This is a genomic window from Olivibacter sp. 47 (assembly GCF_030372825.1).
Taxonomy (GTDB): Bacteria; Bacteroidota; Bacteroidia; order Sphingobacteriales; family Sphingobacteriaceae; genus Olivibacter; species Olivibacter oleidegradans.
Genome location: NZ_JAUCNR010000001.1, coordinates 1,767,846 through 1,786,920 on the forward strand (window position 1 = coordinate 1,767,846; position 19,075 = coordinate 1,786,920).

General features: G+C 45.7%; 13 protein-coding genes. All 13 read right to left on the reverse strand.

Annotated features, from left to right (window positions below; translation table 11 throughout):
- Positions 1 to 17: 17 nt before the first annotated feature.
- Complete coding sequence (locus tag QT327_RS07825; RefSeq protein ID WP_289552553.1) at positions 18 to 2,744, reverse strand: glycoside hydrolase family 78 protein; 2,727 nt, start codon at positions 2,742 to 2,744, stop codon at positions 18 to 20.
- 28 nt (positions 2,745 to 2,772) lie between these two features.
- A complete protein-coding gene (locus tag QT327_RS07830) occupies positions 2,773 to 5,553 on the reverse strand; it encodes a family 78 glycoside hydrolase catalytic domain (protein WP_289552555.1) in 2,781 nt (926 codons plus the stop codon).
- A 226-nt stretch (positions 5,554 to 5,779) separates the two neighbouring features.
- On the reverse strand, positions 5,780 to 8,824 hold the full coding sequence (locus QT327_RS07835; RefSeq protein WP_289552556.1) for a glycosyl hydrolase: 3,045 nt from the start codon (positions 8,822 to 8,824) through the stop codon (positions 5,780 to 5,782).
- A gap of 389 nt (positions 8,825 to 9,213) precedes the next feature.
- Positions 9,214 to 10,584: an alkaline phosphatase family protein gene (locus QT327_RS07840; protein WP_289552557.1), complete on the reverse strand. Its 1,371-nt coding sequence runs from the start codon at positions 10,582 to 10,584 to the stop codon at positions 9,214 to 9,216.
- Positions 10,585 to 10,589: 5 nt separating this feature from the next.
- Complete coding sequence (gene eboE / locus QT327_RS07845; protein WP_165447068.1) at positions 10,590 to 11,792, reverse strand: metabolite traffic protein EboE; 1,203 nt, start codon at positions 11,790 to 11,792, stop codon at positions 10,590 to 10,592.
- Between the two features lie 10 nt (positions 11,793 to 11,802).
- Complete coding sequence (locus QT327_RS07850) at positions 11,803 to 12,993, reverse strand: 3-dehydroquinate synthase (protein WP_149106275.1); 1,191 nt, start codon at positions 12,991 to 12,993, stop codon at positions 11,803 to 11,805.
- Between the two features lie 13 nt (positions 12,994 to 13,006).
- The gene (eboC, locus tag QT327_RS07855; RefSeq protein WP_130858155.1) at positions 13,007 to 13,891 is read right to left on the reverse strand and encodes a UbiA-like protein EboC; all 885 of its coding nucleotides are present in this window, start codon (positions 13,889 to 13,891) and stop codon (positions 13,007 to 13,009) included.
- A 1-nt stretch (position 13,892) separates the two neighbouring features.
- Entirely contained in the window at positions 13,893 to 14,879 is a 987-nt protein-coding gene (locus QT327_RS07860; RefSeq protein ID WP_130858156.1) for a TatD family hydrolase, read from the reverse strand.
- 13 nt (positions 14,880 to 14,892) lie between these two features.
- Positions 14,893 to 15,603: an EboA domain-containing protein gene (locus QT327_RS07865; RefSeq protein WP_130858157.1), complete on the reverse strand. Its 711-nt coding sequence runs from the start codon at positions 15,601 to 15,603 to the stop codon at positions 14,893 to 14,895.
- 11 nt (positions 15,604 to 15,614) lie between these two features.
- Positions 15,615 to 15,986 (reverse strand): transmembrane 220 family protein, encoded by a 372-nt coding sequence (locus QT327_RS07870; RefSeq protein WP_013663763.1) that lies wholly within the window; start codon positions 15,984 to 15,986, stop codon positions 15,615 to 15,617.
- 11 nt (positions 15,987 to 15,997) lie between these two features.
- Complete coding sequence (locus QT327_RS07875) at positions 15,998 to 16,783, reverse strand: 3-keto-disaccharide hydrolase (RefSeq protein WP_130858158.1); 786 nt, start codon at positions 16,781 to 16,783, stop codon at positions 15,998 to 16,000.
- 24 nt (positions 16,784 to 16,807) lie between these two features.
- Positions 16,808 to 17,971 (reverse strand): Gfo/Idh/MocA family protein, encoded by a 1,164-nt coding sequence (locus QT327_RS07880; protein ID WP_130858159.1) that lies wholly within the window; start codon positions 17,969 to 17,971, stop codon positions 16,808 to 16,810.
- A 25-nt stretch (positions 17,972 to 17,996) separates the two neighbouring features.
- Positions 17,997 to 19,043, reverse strand: a complete 1,047-nt coding sequence (locus tag QT327_RS07885; protein ID WP_130858160.1) for a TIM barrel protein — start codon at positions 19,041 to 19,043, stop codon at positions 17,997 to 17,999.
- Positions 19,044 to 19,075: the final 32 nt, after the last annotated feature.

Sequence of the window (19,075 nt, forward strand, 5' to 3'; positions counted from 1 at the left end):
AAGATACAGATTTTTGATTAATTGCGTACCACATCAAATGTAAAACTATACTTACCGGAACCTATTTCCACAGCGGAATTATCCACTACAATTCCCTTTTCATCCTTCACCGAGTTTTCCACCGCATTGGGAAAAAATACTTTTGCGGTGGTATTCGGCGGAACTTCTACCGTCATTTGCATCTTCGTGCCGGTAATTTTCCAGTTCGAGACGATTTTTCCATAGATCGTCTCAAGCGAAGCGTTGGCGAAAGACAATCCACCTCCCGGTCGCGGAGCAATCACAAATGCTTTATAGCCCGGCGTTTCACTCGGCGCCTGAATACCAACAATCTGTTGATACATCCAGTCGCCTATAGCTCCATAGGCATAATGATTAAACGAGTTCATGTCTTTATTTTGAAAGGAACCATCCGCCTTGATACCATCCCAGCGCTCCCAAATAGTGGTAGCACCTTTCAACACCGGATAAAGCCAGGATGGATAGGTACGCTGCATTAATAAGGTATAAGCGAGATCCTCATAGCCATATCGACTCAAGACGTGGCAAAGGTAGGGTGTCCCCAAGAAGCCGGTGGTAAGGTGGTTATCATAGCTTTCGATATTATCGGCTAAGCGTTTTGCTGCCTGTGCACGTAAATTCTCCGGCAACATATCGAATTGCAGGGCTAATACATAGGCTGTCTGCGAGCTTGAAACCAAGCGACCTGACGGTGTTACATACTCCTTCATAAAGGCTGTCTTCACTTGCTGCAGCAATTGCTGATAACGGGCAACATCCTCCCTTTTACCTAATACCTCGGCTGCATTGATCATCAATTGTACGGAATGTCCGAAAAAACACTGGGCAATAAGATACTTGTCGGTAATAGCAGCCCGTCCATCCCGATCATCATTAGGAATATAGAAAAGCCAATCACCAAAATGAAACCCTTTATTCCAAAGGTCATTCGTGCTATTATCTACCATAAACTGCACCCATTTTGCCATTGAGGTGTATTGCTGCTCCAGTATCCGCTTGTCGCCGTACAGACGATAAAAATTCCACGGAATAATCGTAGCCACATCCGACCAGCCAGCCGAGCCACCCTCTTTCGTTTTCCAGTAATAGGGTACGACGTGTGGTATCGCACCGCTGGCGAACTGGTCGGCCTTTACATCCTGCAACCATTTCATAAAAAAACCAGCGACATCCATGTTATAAGCTGCCGTATTGAAAAAGGCCTGTGCATCGCCCGTCCAACCTAATCGTTCATCGCGCTGTGGACAATCCGTAGGGACATCCAAAAAATTTCCTTTTTGCCCCCAACGGATATTGTGCTGCAGTTGATTGATCAAGCTATCCGAGGTTGCAAAATCCCCTGTTTGACGCATATCTGAATGTAGAACAACTGCTTTTATATTATTTAAATTGATTTTTTCGTTAGCACCTTCAATCTTCACATACCGAAAGCCCTGAAAAGAAAAACGAGGGTGATACGTTTCCGAGCCGCTCCCCTTGAAAATGTAAGTCAATCGCTGCTTAGCCGAACGCAGATTCTCCGTATAAAAATTACCTTCTTTATCTAATACTTCAGCATGATAGAAAACCAGGGAATCACCTGATTTTCCCTCGGCGTCAAACTGAATCCATCCCACCAGGTTTTGTCCAAAGTCAATCACCTTTTCGCCTTTTGGTGTTGTGATAATCTTAAGGGGTTGAATACTTTCCTGTGCCGTCACGGGTGGAGCGGGCGATGCGACTAGCCGTTGGTATGCAAGTGAATCGTTCACTTTAACGGGCTTCCATGTATCATCCTTAAAAGCAGCAGTTGTCCAATTAGCCTGCTCCATACGGGCATCATAAGTTTCGCCGTTGTAAATGTCAGTCATTCGGATCGGGCCATCCGTTGAGCAGCTCCACGTACCATCGCTGGAAACATTCATCTTCTCCCCATTTTCAAGCTCGATTTCCAGCTGAGCCAAAAGAGCCGGGTCGCCTCCGTAAAAATTGTTTCCACCCATCAAATTTCCTTTGAACCAGCCATTGCCCAGTAGAACGCCTATAACATTCTGTCCATTTTTGAGCTGCTTGGAAACATCGTAGACCTGATACTGCAAACGCTTATGATAGCTGGTCCATCCAGGGGTAAAATAGGCATTCCCTACCTTTTCACCGTTCAGATAAGCCTCGTATAAGCCATGCGATGTGATATAGAGTCTCGCTTTTTTTATCCCTTGATTCAGATCAAACACTTTCCTAAATTGAGGACTGGGATTGGAAATAGGCGCAGTTGCCTGATCAAGCTGAATCCATTTCGCGTTCCAATCGGTAGGATTGAGCAAGCCCATTTCCCAAAAACTTACCTCACTCCATGGCGAAACGTTTCCTTTGTTATCCCAAACACGGACTTGCCAAAAGTAACGCGTTTTACTTTCCAGCATAGCTCCGCCAAAGGGTATAAGTACCGAAGCATCACTTGCGACTTTTCCCGAATGCCACGTATTTCCCTTTTTCAATCCGCCAACATCAGTGGCTACTTTCAGCTCGTAAGCCGTTTGCATCACCCCTTTTTCCGTCGCCTTTATCTTCCAGCTTAACCGTGGAACTGCGATATCAATGCCAACGGGATTTTTTTGATATTCACAAGTTAAGCCATATAAACTAAGCTTTTGTGCCTGACTTTCTCGCATAGCGATAGCACAAAATAACAAGATCAAACAAGTACATTTCCACCAAACATGTTCATTTACTTTCCGTATCATAATTTATTATTAAAAGGTGATCAATCCGCTAAAAAGAATACGTACCGGCCTGCAGTTCATAAATCACTTCACCGCCCTGCTGACCGATTTTTTTGATATAATTTCCGTAGGGTTCCACATCAATATCATCTTCATGCTTCAATCGCAATGTTGCACTACAATTGGGTGGCACAATAACCTGCAGGGCTAAGCGCTCCTCCCTTTTCCATTTCACTTCAATAAGGCCCGCAGGAGAGTTGAATGAAGCTTCCGCCCATCGCAGCGCGGGTAAGGCGCTGGGAGGACTCACAACAAAATGTTGATATCCAGGCCGCTTTGGATCCAGTTTGATGCCAGCAATACCATCTATATACCACGCTCCCGGATAGAGGTACGAGCTATGTAAGAGCGAATGCCCGGGTAGATCTTTCTCCCACATCTCCCAAATGGTGCTTGCGCCATTCGCTTTCATGTAGCCCCAGCTCGGATAATCCGTTTGGGAAGTCATGCTATAAATCAAATCGTTTCTGTTATTTTCACGGAGCAATTTAAACAACAGCGCACCACCGGTGATACCCACATAAATATGACCGTTCCTGTTAAGCAGAATTTCTTGTTCCAGTCTTTCCATCACCTGAGAACGCAAATCTTTAGGCATAATATCCGCTAAGAGTGCTGCGGCCAGATTCGCCATGGAGCTATCGGCATAGCTGTTGTCCGTCTTGTTAAAAAAACGATCGTGAATAACTTTACTATAGACATTCGCCTGTTCCTCCCATTGGTTAGCTTCCTTCTCTTTGCCAAGTGCATGTGCAATTTTTGCGGCTGTCCTTAAATTGTACACCCGGTAGCAATTATTAAGACAGAGCGTTTCGGGCTTATCATTATTCATTCCTTCAGCAGTAGCTCCCGGCCAAAGCCAGTCGCCCAGAAAATCCCAATGCCCGCCAAATCGCTGCAAGAGGCCCTCTTTCGTATTTGAATCCAGAAAAGCCAGCCAATTTTTTATCAATTCAAAATTCTTTTCCAGTATCCGCTTGTCGCCCTGCTGTTGATACATTGCCCAAGGTAAGGTCACCACAATCCCGCCCCATGCAGGCCCACCACCCCCCATATAGGTCGGAGCAGTATGTGGCAGGATACCATTGTTAAGGATTCGGCCACCCATCAGTTTCTTACGGGCAAAGGTGCTATCATACATATTACCGACGATGCTCTCCGTTCCACTTACATCACGCCAATCTTCCATCCATTTGGTGTAAAAAGCACCCATATGATAATTAAGCATACCCGTTTCGCAGGTTGCATGAGCATCCCCCCCATAACCGAGGCGCTCCCGTTGCGGACAATCGACAATATATCCACCCAACGAAAGGTTTTCAAAAGTCCACCGCACCTTATCATAAATCCATTGCTGCAACGAATCGGAGCACGCAAATTGCGTTGCGGATTGAATACCGGTGCGCACCACCCAGCCGTGAATAGCTGATAGTTTTGGTTTTTCCTTTAAACCTTTAATAGTAATCCACCGACCCGAACTATAGTTGAACCGATTCCGAAAAACGCCCTTACCCGTTGCACCTATGATATAGGCGCTATGTAAACCGAAAGTCATGTCGTCTTGTTCTCTTTCCGAATAGAGAAATTGAATAGTATCTCCCGGATTTCCTTTTATCGGTACTTCGGTCCAGCCCGCAAAATTAACACCCATATCTACGCGAAACGAACCGGCCGCCCTTTCTTCTATACTAACCGGCCGAATTTCGTCGAACAGGTAATTTTTTTCTACCTGCTGTGCCGACAATTTCAACTCCGGTTTATAAACCACCACATTTTTCCAAGCCGAATCATCACCATCAAGCCGGTTCCATTCCGGCATTTCCTGATTGGCATTCCATAATTCACCGCCCATTCGATTGGAATCCCAAATACCGAGCAGTTTATTAGGGCTTGGATGGGTTTTCCAACTAACATCGGTAGCTAGTGAAAATATGGGCTTCGCATCAGCCTGCGGTTCCTTCTCTGCATAAATGGCAGCCTGCGCCAGCACGATAGGGGTGTTGGGCCGATGGTCTGAAACGTAAGGACCGTGGATGGACCAAGACGTTCCTAACCAAATTGCAACCACATTTTTTCCTTTCTTTAGAGCAGGTGTAATATCGTAGCTTACGTAACGTGCACGCTTGGTATGGTCGCTTACTGCCGGAGCCAGCACATCCTCGCCTATCCGTTTACCATTCACATACACTTCATGGAAGCCAACGGAGGCGACAAAAAGTGATGCGCGGCCCGGACGTCGCGGTAACTCAAATGTTTTACGCAACCAAGGATCAATAATATTGCAGTCCTTCTGTTTGGGATCGAAAAGCTGATCCGTGCCAATCCATTCCGCCTGCCATTCACCTGGTTCAAACAAGCCGGTAGTCCATTGCGCCGACTTGCTCCAAGGCGACGGCTTCCCGTCTTCATCCTTTACGGCAACTTTCCAATAATAGGTTCGGTCGGACAGTAAGGGCTTTCCTTGGTAGACAACCTGCTGCATCGCGTCTGAATTGACCCATTTGGAGTCCCACATATCGGCCTCCCCCCTATCCAGCAGACTTGCTTTCGAGGCGACCAAGATCCGATACGCTCCCTGCTTTTGTCCAAAAGCCTTTTTATCCCTCGCTTCCAAAGTCCAACTAAAGCGTGGAAATTGTTCATCTATCCCCATCGGGTTTTCTAAGTATTCAAACCGGAGATTGACAGGTATGATACTTGCTTTTTGCGCAAAGGAAATGGGTACTGCCAGGCAGTAGAACACTAGTGAAAGGAGGATTTTCTTCTTCATGGGAGTATTTTTTTCTATCAACTTCAATACGCATAGGTCTCAATCGTCACGGGCCCGAGCAAGCCCGCCGGATGTAGCGGACTATCCCTTCGATAAGGATTGATCGGCAGCCAGGTGGTACGCTTATCTTGTGGGATACCCAGATCACCAATCAGCCGGTTTACCCAAGTATTGACAACTTTGATCTCTAGCTGATTTTCCCCTTCTTGGACAGCAGATGTGATGTCTATTTATAAGGTGGAGTCCAAGCACCACCTGCATCTTTACCGTTTATCCGGACTTTTGCTAAGGCAATAACGGACCCCATATTAAGGTATACCCGTTGCCCTTCCTTAGGTTTCTGCAGTTGAATGGTCGTTTGATAGTTCGCAGCTCCCGAGTAATAGCGTATCCGCTCATCCGAATGCTTCGACCAATCGCTCAAGCTATCAAAGACTACCGGTTTATCCGGCCCCTGGGCTGTTTGATCGAATATCACCGTCCATGGTTGCCGGATGATCTCCGTTTTTGTAGGAGACGGAAAGTTCAACCGATTTTTCTTCTCATCGAGCTTGTTGGCCTTCCGGAATACAATAAAGGCACTCTCATAGGCTTCGAGCAACAGCGGTACTGTTGTAGTCTGTTCAGTTTGACTAAATTCCGGCAATTCCCGTCGGCTACCATCGATCGCATTCCATAACGCCGGAACCTTGTCGCTAACACGAAATTCAGGTGTTATACGGATCGCTTGATCCGTTTGGTTCGATACAAAATAGATGTCGCCTCCATCCAATCGGCGATGAATAAATAAGACCGTGTCCCGATCCGCTAATTTAACATCCGGTAATATTTGCAAGCTATCCAATGCCGCTTGCAGGCCCATACCATCCATTACCAAGCCCTTTCCATAAGCATGCGTTTTTATTTGTTTAGCATCGATATTTCCCCACAGTTTGTCAGCCAAGTCCTTTACCTTCTTGTCCGCTTCCCCAAAATGCTGCAAACTGGGCGATCGCTTTGGTTTCGGCCCTAATATCACACCACCATCCCTCACCAGTTCTTCCATTTTTTCGAGCAGCTCCGGACGCATGGTTTCCAACTTCGGTAGCACCAATATACGATAAGACAGCCCATCAGGTAAAACAAAGCGCCCATCCTTCACCTTCAGTCGATCCCGAATGACCTCGCCATTGATATAATCAAAGGAATAACCCTTTGGCAAGGCAGGATTCTGCACCCCCGTCATCTTAGGCGCGTCTTCGCCGATAAAATAAGCCACATCGGCCACGTATTTCCCCTGCTGCAACATAAAATTGCAGCGTTTCAGGTAATCGACAAATAAATCCATATCCGCATACCATGTATTGAAACGGTTAAACTCGTTTCCGAACCAAGCGTTCATGCCCGGCTTTTTATCTTCATAGGGTTGATGAATATAAACATGCAGCAGGGAATTATTGATCCCTTCAGTAAAGAAGCGGTCACCCCGTTGTTTCATCAATGCAGGATATCGACCATAGGTGTTTCCCGCAGCCGTGAAGGATTCGGCCGACACCTTATTTTTCCCATAGATGTGTGCCGCGGAAGAAGCTGCCCTGTTTTCGATATTCCCCAGATCACCCTCGCTCCAAAACTCACCACCCACCTCATCCGATTGTCCGCCATATTGTAGAAACTCACCGGGAAAGCCCCAGTGCCCGTAGTTCTCCAACCAAATACTTAGTCCGTGTTTATGGCTAATATCACGCAATCCGCCCACATACTCATAGGCTACCTTATCGGCAATAAATCGTCTCAAATCCCACAAAAAGCGATCGGATTCATCCTGACTGCCGATAACATACCCATACATCGCGGGGACATAGGGTACAGGATCATAACCGTATTGCTTTTTAAACTTCTCTATGAGATTATCTGTCCAATTTTGACCGCCCATTTCATAGCTATCCTGAACAGCCACCTTGAACGTTTTCCGATCGGCTGCCGGAATCCGTCGCATAACTTCGCCCAGGAAAGCATCAAAATGCTGAACGACATGGAGGTGATTCATTTTATCGATCTCTAATCCGGTTCCTTCCGGTGAAGCAGGACCGTTCTTGACACCTGTTGGTACCATGCCGGTTCGTAAAACAATCCAGTCGCCCTTCGGTGCATTCCAAATCAAGGCACCGTCAGCGTCCATTTTATCCGTAATATCCAACACAGTGGTTGGCTTTGTCAACTGTACCGCATCGTCGACAGGATCTTGTGTCTCCCACAGATAATCATGCCAATAAGGAAGCGGAGTCGGATGCATCTTCGCCAAAACTTTCTCCTTAAAGCGCGCTACACGCGGTAAAGGACTCAGTATTATTTCGGCCAAGGCGGCATTTTCCGAAACTTCCGTAAAGACTAGGCGAAACTTCTTGGCGCGAACAGCTGCAAAAGATACCGATACAGGAGCGTACGGTTCGAAACCGACATTGAGCCGGCTATTGCTACGATCGATCTTAAATGATTTGATTTCCCGGTAACCGGTATCGACCGCAACTTGCAAGCGGGCATGAAGCGTCATCGCTTGCGTCGCAGGCGTAATGGTTAGGCTTCTGGCACTATAATCCTTATCCGTCGTAAAAGTAATTGCTGTTGCTAAGCCGGCAGGCAGCTTCACATGGGTCTGTGTGTCCTGATCGATCAGTAAGGGGAGATTCTTTAAGCTAGGTTGTGCCAAAATCTCAGGGCCAGCATCCGCAATTGATTGTCCGTATTCTGCACTTGCGGGAAATGCGAGGACGCGCACATCTTGAAAGTTTTCACCCAGCTTCGGCAGTTTAACGGCAACTTGCTTGCCGCCCCTCACCAACGTTTCGGTTGCCCCTAAGTAGCGCATCGCTTGGGCGGCTTTAACCCAAGGCCCGCCCGATTGGCTCCAGCCGGGACTGTTGAATAAACCGATTTCGATGCCTAGCTCACCCGCTCTTTTTAAAGCTGCATGCGTAATTTCCCACCACCCATCCGAAAAAAGTTTGACCTTTCCGTAAGGCACATCTTCTAAACCGATATTGCCGATAAATGCGCGATTAATACCAACAGCTTTCATCGCTTCCAAATCTTTAACAACCCCTTCTTTGGAAATATGATCCGAAATCCAATACCAATAGACGCTTGTTTGGATGGAGTCGGGCGGTTGTTGAAAAGCTTCTTCTAAAGCAGCAAATGATTGATCGGTATCATCGGGGGCGCATTTCCAGCACAGAAAACACGTCCATAGTAAGATAATTGTTCGAAAAAATAGGAAACGCCAATAATTCATGTTTTTGATTAGGTAATAATCGGTAATTTCTTAGCCAATATAGCTTTTATTATGTATTTCTTCATCCTGTTCTATCCTGATAGGAGCTATTAGCTGTAAACTATAAGCGGTAAGCTTTAGGCATTAGGCTATAGGCTTTCGGATATCAGCTTTCAGCCATCAGCTTATTTCCCTAGCTCGAGGCCTTAGCGGCTATAAGCGATAAGCTTTAGGCAGCAAAGCCGACTGACAAGTCGGTGAGTTGATTATGATCTATCGGTTTATTCATCGTTCATTTTGATAAAGTAAAAATTCAAAAGTAAAAAGTAAAAAAACCTATTTTCCCACTGTTGATCATTCATCACTCATCGTTCATCATTCATCACTCATCATTCACTCATAACTCATAACTACCTAACTAGTTCCCTACTCAACGCCTCCCACATAACTCGATAAACGTCTATAGCGGTCAATTCACCCGTATTTTGCTTCGTGGCGTCACTCATGATTACCGGATAATAAGCGGGATCGATTGCCAGGCTACCATGCGAACCTTTAACAAGGGTTGCGTCTAAAGGGATCACATCCATCACATAGCGGAGACCCAGTTTTTTCCGCAGCAGTTTATAAAAAGCTCGTCCTTTAGATGTCATAAAGAGCTCCACCGGATCATAGCCGGGTTTTTTATGAATATCTACAGCGCGGGCATAATCCGGTGCCTTTTTATCATCTAACCAAAAATAATAAGTAAACCAACTCTGTGCATCCGCCATTAGCAAGAGGTCGCCCGACCGCTCATGCTGTATATGATAAGCCTGTTGCGCATCCCGATCCAGTATTAATTTCACCCCTTCAAGTTGCGCTAACAATTGTTGGATCATCGGAATTTTACGCTTATCCTGTACATAAATATGAGCAACTTGATGATCAGCTACAGCAAATGCCGCCGAAGCCCCGGGATCGAGCAGTTCCAAACCGCGTTCTACCCTAACTTGCAACAAACCCTCCTTCCGCAATAATCGATTCACATGGATTGGCCGATTAACGGGACAAATTCCGTACTCCGATAAAATAATAATTCGCGCCTGTTGTTCCTGATAATAATGGACCAGCTGTTGCACAACGCGATCAATTTCCATTAGACTCTGCCTTATTTCGGAGGCATGAGGGCCATATTTTTGTAAACCGTAATCCAAATGCGGCAAGTATATAAAGCTTAAAGTCGGATCAAAACGTTTATCCGTAAGCATGGCGGCGTCGGCTATCCATTGGGTTGACTTAATATTTGCACCGGGACCCCAAAATTGAAACAAAGGAAATTGCCCTAGCCGATGTTGTAAATAATCTCTCAGCTCGGCAGGCCGACTATAACAATCGGGAATTTTCCGTCCATCGGCCAGATAATTTGGTCGAGGCGTAACCGAGTAGTCTGCCTGCGAGTACATATTATACCAACCGAACAATTGCGCGCATGTAAAGTCAGGATCTAGCTCCTTCGCTTTTTCCCAAATCTTGTCGCTTAACACCAATTTATTCGATTGTTTCCAAAATTTTACTTCACAATCGATCCGATCATACCAGCCGTTTCCTACAATCCCATGTTCCTTGGGCCACTTGCCTGTTAGATAGGTGGATTGCACCGACGTTGTTACCGCCGGCAACATCGGCGCAATACGTTGCAATCCATGTTCCGCGGCATAAGCTTGTAAAAACGGGGTGTGCTCCCCTATCAGCGAACTTGATAAGCCAACCACATCCAGTACAACGGTCTTATGTAACATCTCCATTAAATAATTTGATCCTTGACCCAGTTAATCTCCCTAGCTACCGAGCTTACCAAAGGCATTTTCAATGCTTGCGGTAAGACTTCCCAGGTATAGGTTTCGACCTCAATATAATCGCTCAATTTTGCTGATCGCTGCAAACTTAAAATTTGCCGCACATCGTTTTGTGTAGAAGCAATATTTCCATAATTATCTATAAACAAAGGTACGTGAAAGTGCGCCCGCCACTCTTCCACATCAGGGTTGTCCACATCCAAGAGTGCATCGGGTAAATCACGATATCGGATCAAACCGTTCCCGGTGGTTTTTGCAATCACCTGATGGAGGTAGGTATCTTCATTAAATGCATTAAACACTTCCTTTAGCTGGTTCCTATCTCCCGTTAGGGGTGACATGGAGGCTTTAATGGCCGCGCTGGCCTGTATTTTCCCAATTTGTATGCCTTCACTTCTAATGGCTTCTATTATCTCCTCGTGTTGTTCATAACCCACAGCGAAGTGGCAGACATCGTAACATAGCTGAATGTAACGCTTCAGTATCCCTGCTGCTTCCACATCAGATAGATGATGAGCAGCGGAAAGCAAGCGGCTACCGGTAGGGATTAAGTCGTTTATATACCAATCCAAAAACTCGTCTCCATTTTCCAAAAGGCCATCCGGTTCGGGTTCGATATCCAAATGCAAGTGTATACCTTTTTCCTGCTCAATCTGTCGGAGATAGATCGCCACAGCGACGATGTTTTGGGTCGCTACGTTTCGCCTTTCCTGACAATTGTGCGGTTCCCAATGCCTATAGCTTAATGGAGAGGTTGATATGCTCCCATGCATTCCTTCCGGCAACAACACAGCCAAGATATCAAAGAGTCGTTTTGTATAACTTAAACGTTCATTGGTAGTCCAATCCGGTTGGTGTACCAAGTCTTTCACGCTGGTTTGGTGGAAAGCACCGTAGGGGAACCCATTCATAGTAAATACGTAAAGCTGTTCTTGCTTTAGCCAGTCTTTAAAGGCTGCCAGCTCCGCTGGCTGAATCAATGTTCGACTGGCCTCTTCCGAAACGCGGAGCCCTATCCCCATCCGTTGTAGCGGAGCTACTTGCTCTTTAATCGCCGGAAGAAATGTCTGTAACACTTTAAAGTGTGCCGACCAACTTTCGCCGGCATGTATATTCGTACAATAAGTTAAATGTCCATTTGCTGTATACATAATTTCAAATTTAATCTGGAAGCGAAACCAATTTCCTTTGTTGTTGAGCTTCATCTAACTTCTTTAAACGTGCAAGCGCTTCCCTAATCCGATCGTGATCCATTTCATGTACCTCCAGACCTACACCCACCGCACGTAGCAGCATAATGGTCAGTTTACCTCCTAAATGTTCTCTAAACTCTTCCAAACCGTCGAGTAAATCGGATATGACCCTTTCATCTTTTAATAGTTGATGGAAAATAGGTAATTCATAAGCTTGCAGTACACGCAGTATTTCCTTGTAATCACATTCATTTAAATATCCCTGTAAAAAAGAATACGTTGTATCCAGTGCAATACCAATGGCAACAGCTTCGCCATGCAATATTTGAAAGTCACTCAGCTGTTCTATTTTATGCGCACTCCAGTGCCCAAAGTCTAGGGGACGTGAAGATCCCAGTTCAAAAGGATCGCCACTCGCGATGTGGTCCATATGTAATTGCGCACTTCTCCAGATCAAATATTTCATGGTATCAGCATTTCGCTTTAGAATACCATCCACCTGATCACGCAGCCATTCAAAGAAAGTTGCATCTTTGATAAGCGCTACTTTAATCGCTTCAGCAATCCCGGCAACCCAATGCCGATCGCTCAATGTTTCTAATAATTGATAGTCATTAAAAACAGCAATCGGTGGTGCAAAGGTTCCGAGGAAGTTTTTCTTACCGAAAAAATTGATTCCATTCTTTATGCCGACCCCTGAATCGTCTTGAGACAGCACGGTGGTGGGTATGCGGATGTGTTTGATCCCTCGGTGCGAAACAGCCGCGGCATAACCGGCCACATCCAATACACTTCCGCCACCAATAGCAACCACAAATGAATGGCGATCGACTTTATGCCGATGGATAGCTTCAACAATTTGATTAAAGTAATACGGACTATTCTTCACCACCTCGCCACCCGGGAGGATTATTTTTTCTTTCACAAGCGCTAAATGTACCTGCCGCTGAAAGTACACATCGATTTGCTCGAGGAGGCCCGGATGAGCAAGGCTCAGCTCCTCGTCTATTACAAAAAGTAATTGACGAACCAAACCAGGCTTTAGGTAAGGCGCTAGCGCATCCCTAAATAAAGAATTATCGATTGAAAAGATATTTTCACTAAAGTATACCTCGTACTGAAAGGTCACTGTCAAATGCTGCTTTAAAATGTGTTTCATGCGATAGTTTTGTTTAAGTAACCGCGAAAAATCGCGCAATGCAAATCGAAAGGGGCAATAGTAACAAGATGATTCCGGTTAAGACGAAGGCACTGCTAGCCATTGCCCAAGCGGCGTTCACGACGATCAAGCCGATGATACCCGCTTTTACCGCTTTACCAACGTTTCCTGCATCGGCATCTAGCATGGCTCGAAACAAGGGAGGATAGATGACGATCACCAACACAACCAAACAGGATAGGGTATAAGCAAAGGAATGATGGATATATGCAAATAAGCCAATAGCCGCAATCACGAGCGTATATGCACCGGTGGCTATCATAGCGTTGGATTTCCGACCTCCATGAACTTCCCCGCTACTAATCAAGGTGATTGCGGCAATATAAACGATGGGCACGAGCGATATGTATCCCATAGCTAACAGGTTGTGGGAAGCAATCGCTATTCCCAGCAAAAGATTAGCCCCTCGGCAAAGTCCCATCACCAGTGGGCCAAACAGCCGGTGATGTTTTGCCCATTTATTATAAAGAAGTGCTGCGCATACAATGAAGCCCGCAATCGTACCCGCTGCAATATTGACCGTACAAGCAGCTAAAAGTCCGAATACAAAGAAAAGACTTCCAAACAGCGCAGCCTGTCTAACAGAGACCTTTCCGCTGGGTATAGGTCTTTCGGAACGTTCGAATCGATCGATTGCCGCATCAAAAACATCATTGAAAACAATTCCACCACCATACAAGCCGATCGTTGCCATGCAGAGCCACAGGATATCCGTCTCGCCAATGCCGACGGCATCGCTGGAGGCTGTCGACAAAGCTATCCCGGCCAGTACATCACTTATAGCGGTTAAAATGTTTGCCGGTCGCAACAACCGTAGGTAGTATTTTATTTTTCCCATATCAGCTAATGATGATCGATGACTTGTCTATCCGTGGTTGCTGCCCTCCGCGGAGCACACTATTACCCGCAAACTTTTCGCGTTGGTCTACCTTTGCTTTCACGACGAAATCCTGCGGATCAAGTTGACCGCTCCGGGCGAAAGCCGTTATGGCATTTTGATAAGTTACCAGGCGAATTTCTTCATCACTGATTCCTTTCGCTTTCATGAGCGCCGCGGTTTTTGGAACCGCTAGGGGGTCACTAATCCCCCAATCCGCGGCCGAATTAATCATGATACGCGCTGCTCCATATCTTTTCACCAATTCTACCATGCGCTCGTTGCCCATCTTCGTAAAAGGGTAAATCGTAAAAGCTGCCCAAAAGCCCCTGCTCAGGACCTCTTCAACAGTTTCCTCGTTATTGTGATCGATAATGAGTTGATCAGGGGCCAACCCATGCTCTAAAGCAATTTCCATACTCCGAAGCGTACCTCGTTTTTTATCGCGGTGAGGTGTATGAACCTGCACCGGTAACCTTGCCTTTTTCGCCAGTTCCAGTTGCAGGCGGTAATAATGCTCCTCCGCAGCTGTTTGATCGTCAAAACCGATTTCGCCAATACCCACCACCCCCTCTTTATGTAAAAACAAAGGCAATAATTCCATTACTTGCGCCGCCAAAGCGGTATTATTCGCCTCTTTGGCGTTTAATCCAATCGTACAATAATGTTTAATCCCAAATTGCGACGCTCGGAATCGCTCCCATCCGATCAAACTACTATAGTAATCCTTAAAGGTATGCGCGCTGGTTCGGGGTTGACCTAACCAAAAGGCCGGTTCAATAATGGCAACAATACCTGCATCCGCCATCGCCTGATAATCGTCGGTTGTACGGGATGTCATATGGATATGCGGATCAAAGAAATTCATCTCTTTTACCGTTTCCAACAAGTCGACACTTAAAGGGGATACAGCATCTTCCCCATTTATAAACAATTGGTTTCCACACATAAGTTTTACGCTACTAATTCATGTTAAAAGAATAGTTCTTTTCGCTCAAACTGAGCAATTCCCGCACAGGGAGGCTTACAGTCCTACCCGCCGCCTCACGTTCCGCTACATAATCTAAAAGCGCCGAAATAAGCGGTTCATTCATACGTGCATATATTCCGACTATATACGCTAACTGCATGTCATTAAAGATTGCTTTCAAGATGAGTTGATTCCATGCGGCATTATCCAGATAGAAAAAGGGATAGGGGTTGTCATACATAATAGCCTCATGTACAAGTCCAATATTCATCCGAATTCCTTCCACACAGACCGATTTCCAATGATCAGGGTATTCCAAAACGATCAGCGAACTATATAAGGCAACCATTTCGGATATATCGGCATAATCAAATAAATGATTTAACACCTGGACATAATCAGCTTCCATCAAGTCTCTTAAATTTAGCAGTAGTAACATACGCGCTAATCGATGCGTATCCCAGGCACGCATCTGAAAACCCGGCGCGATCAACTGCAAGGCTTCGCGATCCGCGTCCAATAATTCAACCGCCTTTTTCGGTAATATTCTACTCAGCGATGAAAAGGTACCATAAATATGATCGGAACTCATCTTCACCTTACCAAGCTGTTCCTCCAGCCACTTCCAATCATTGATTTCAAAGTTTAATTGCCCAATGCGATAAGCTAACCCATTAAGCTGGCTTTTAGTTTCTTCGTTCATATCTTGCTAGATCAGGCACTTACATAATAATTCAATCCCAATGCGGTACTGATAATCAGTAGCCCAAAAAATTCCCGCGTTTTTTCAATGTAGGGTTTCGTGGCCTGCATACTTTCCACGATGCTCTGCCGCTTATATTTGGTAAACCAATCCAGCACCCCATCCTTCACAAAAAAGAGAATAGAGGCGTAGGCGAGGTAAAATCCGATGGCCCCTAAATAGACTATATGGAAGTACCTATTCAATACGGCAAGTCCGCAGAGCACCGCTGCTAACACATAAATGGGAACCCATAACCAAGAGTCTTTGTCGTTTAAATTGAAATAAGCAAAGAGTAAGAACGACAAAAAGAAAATAATATTCAGTATCTGTAACCACCACATAATCAATAGTTTTAGTGCAGTATTTTCAATTTCATATCCCTAAATTCCACCCTCATTGGCGGACCAACGTGAATCTGAACACCGATGAAGCCTGCATCGCGGCGATTTTTACCGTCATTGTCAAGCACTTCACTCATCAAAACACCATTGATATAATGTTGCAAGCTATTTCCTTTTGCGACGATCCGACAGGTATTCCAATCGTTTGCTTTAATCGCTGCCCGAAGCTTCGCGTCTTCACCAAGGGTGCCTTTTACCATCAATCCTGTCCAGGCATTGTTCTTTACTTCACCACCATTAGCATCCGGGACTTCAACGACCTGTCCACGATAAGCGAGTGTGGTCCGTTTACGCTCTTCATAAAGTTGCCCGGTATAGTTATTTTTCCCATCTATATCGGCTTGATATCCCTTTAAGGCAAATGGCGTATCCTCAAGCTGTTCGCTCCGATAATTTATTCCACTATTACCGGCGTCCGAAATTTTATACTGCAAAGTCAAGTCGAAATCCGCGGGTTGCCCTCCCTTCCATATCAAGAAGGTATTCCGCTTCAAGGGTTCGTCAGTGGCCTTACGTTCACCTATTATTTTTCCGTCTTCTACCCGCCAATAGCTCGTATCACCTTCCCATCCCCTAAGTGTCTGACCATCAAACATAAGCACGTATTCGCCGTCTGCCGACGCCTGATGGCTATTGTTGCTTTCGCTGGTGGATTGACTGCAAGCGCCGAACGGCAGTATAAGCAGTAAACAAGCGATTAAGTCTCGCTCGAAGCGCTTCTTTATTATTTTTTCCATAATCTATTTAGATTTTCAGATCAATTATTGTGTTTCCGCTGCCCATACCACATCCGTCTGCTGCCATTGGCCGGACGAGGCAGAATGAAGGACGGCTTCGCAGACCTTTTGCGTTTCTAAGGCATCCCGAAAGCTTGGTGCACAAGCTTGTCCGCTCTCCAGACTATGCAGAAAGTCTGCTACCTGATGTACAAAAGAATGCTCATAGCCTATTGAAAGGCCGGGAACCCACCATTTATCCATATAAGGTTGATCGCCATCGGTAACGAGAATCGATCGCCATCCCCTTAGCTCCGACTCATCCCGGTGGTTAAAGTAATCCAATCGGTTCAAGTCATGCAGATCCCATTTTAATGAGCCGTGCTCCCCATTAATCTCAAAGGTGTACAATGCTTTATGACCACGGGCGTAGCGTGTCGACTCAAAAAGTCCAAGAGAGCCATTTTCAAAATGGCAATGAAAAATACAGGCATCATCAATTTTTACATCCTGCAGCCGTCCCGTCTCCTCATGCATTCGTTGTTTAACAAAAGTTTCCGTTACAGCCGATACATCCTTGATAGCACCATTTAACCACATCGCCGTATCGATGCAATGTGCCAATAAATCGCCTGTGACTCCTGAGCCGGCGGCGTTTGCATCCATACGCCAGAAAGCTTTTCCTCCCTGTGGAAGATGCTCATTAATCGTCCAATCTTGCAGAAAATTAGCGCGATAATGAAAAATACGACCTAATTTGCCGCTATCAACGATCTTTTTTGCCAGCGTAACAGCCGGTATTCTGCGGTAATTATACCACACGGTGTTTTTTACCCTTGCCTGTTCAATGGCCTTAACCATGGATGCTGCCTCTGGCAACGTTCGGGCCAATGGCTTTTCACATAAAATCATTTTCCCTGCTTTAGCCGCGGCAATTGCTATTTCGGCGTGCATATTATTGGGCGTACAGATATCAATCGCGTCAATATCATCGCGGGCTATTAACCTATTCCAATCCGTTTCGTAAGACTCATACCCCCATTGTTGGGCAAAAGCGGCTACTTTTTCTTTATTTCTTGCACAAACAGCTTTTAAAATTGGCCGGTAACTAAGTTCGGGGAAAAAATCGCCCACTCTCTTGTAGCCATTTGTATGCGTTCTTCCCATAAAACCGCATCCAACCAAACCTATTCTAATTTCTTTCGTCATGATCTTTCTATGTTTAGTAAACACCTTATTCAGCTGCGTACCAGCCATGTCGCTCCCTTACCTGAACCATAGCCCTTAAGATATCATCCCAAGTATCTTGTTTTTCCATAACCGTATTGGGAAACATGCAGCCATCCCAACAGATGTGGTTAAAAGCTTTTGTTAATTCACCATGACTATCTCTTAACCAAAACCCGGCATCCGTAGCGATATCAAGCTTTCCATTAGGATCACTCGCTAGGCAATGGCGTCCGGTCTTATCGTGCGAGCCGGATCCGAAAACGGTGCCATCGTTCTGCGCCACATGAAAATCAATTGTCCAGGGTCTTAACTGTTCAGTCAGTTCGCGTAAGCCCGCCTGAAAGGTTCCTCGATCGCTCCATTCAAAATCTGTCGGCAAGATGCGATCTTCCGGACTGTTATACCCTAGCAAGTATAAAAGTGTATGCGCCATATCTGCCTGAAAACCGATATTAGGCCTATTTACCTGTTCCAAGGTATCTAACATCACCCGCCAGCTATGCATCCCTCCCCAACATATTTCGCCCTCTGCCGCAAGCCTTTCTCCGAAACCTTCGGCAACATCACAAGCCTCGCGAAAGGTTTGTGCTATCAGTTTGCTATTTGCCACTGGATTTTTTAGCCACTCATTTACACTGGAAGCCGAATCAATGCGGATTACATTATTCGTCCTGATTCCTAATTTTCGCAGTTTTTCACCGAAACGGCAGGCCCTGCGTACCACATCCACGAAGCGCCTTCTCTCCTCCGCATATCCCATTGCTGCTCCGCCCGAAGGGTGCCAAACCGGCGCTACCAAGGTGCCGATTACCAGGTCGAGTGTCCCTACTTTATCCACCAATTGTTTGATTTCGTCATCAGAAGCGTCCATCCGAATATGCTCGTCGAAAAGCCCCAAATCTATACCGTCGAACTTAACACCATCCACCACCGCTGTTGCCGTCCGTTCCAGCAGCGTATCCAGCGAAATGATTGGTTCAGCTCCTTCACCTTTTCCAACAACACCGGGCCAGGTAGCATTATGTAGTTTGGGAAAATTGTTCTTCTTCATAATTTGATTGTTTTACAATGAATTTGGATTTT

What these genes read in the sequence shown, in the direction of transcription:
- QT327_RS07825 (WP_289552553.1), bottom strand. Translation starts at nt 2,744, where the DNA reads ATGATACGGAAAGTAAATGAACATGTTTGGTGGAAATGTACTTGTTTG.
- QT327_RS07830 (WP_289552555.1), bottom strand. Translation starts at nt 5,553, where the DNA reads ATGAAGAAGAAAATCCTCCTTTCACTAGTGTTCTACTGCCTGGCAGTA.
- QT327_RS07835 (WP_289552556.1), bottom strand. Translation starts at nt 8,824, where the DNA reads ATGAATTATTGGCGTTTCCTATTTTTTCGAACAATTATCTTACTATGG.
- QT327_RS07840 (WP_289552557.1), bottom strand. Translation starts at nt 10,584, where the DNA reads ATGTTACATAAGACCGTTGTACTGGATGTGGTTGGCTTATCAAGTTCG.
- eboE (WP_165447068.1), bottom strand. Translation starts at nt 11,792, where the DNA reads ATGTATACAGCAAATGGACATTTAACTTATTGTACGAATATACATGCC.
- QT327_RS07850 (WP_149106275.1), bottom strand. Translation starts at nt 12,993, where the DNA reads ATGAAACACATTTTAAAGCAGCATTTGACAGTGACCTTTCAGTACGAG.
- eboC (WP_130858155.1), bottom strand. Translation starts at nt 13,891, where the DNA reads ATGGGAAAAATAAAATACTACCTACGGTTGTTGCGACCGGCAAACATT.
- QT327_RS07860 (WP_130858156.1), bottom strand. Translation starts at nt 14,879, where the DNA reads ATGTGTGGAAACCAATTGTTTATAAATGGGGAAGATGCTGTATCCCCT.
- QT327_RS07865 (WP_130858157.1), bottom strand. Translation starts at nt 15,603, where the DNA reads ATGAACGAAGAAACTAAAAGCCAGCTTAATGGGTTAGCTTATCGCATT.
- QT327_RS07870 (WP_013663763.1), bottom strand. Translation starts at nt 15,986, where the DNA reads ATGTGGTGGTTACAGATACTGAATATTATTTTCTTTTTGTCGTTCTTA.
- QT327_RS07875 (WP_130858158.1), bottom strand. Translation starts at nt 16,783, where the DNA reads ATGGAAAAAATAATAAAGAAGCGCTTCGAGCGAGACTTAATCGCTTGT.
- QT327_RS07880 (WP_130858159.1), bottom strand. Translation starts at nt 17,971, where the DNA reads ATGACGAAAGAAATTAGAATAGGTTTGGTTGGATGCGGTTTTATGGGA.
- QT327_RS07885 (WP_130858160.1), bottom strand. Translation starts at nt 19,043, where the DNA reads ATGAAGAAGAACAATTTTCCCAAACTACATAATGCTACCTGGCCCGGT.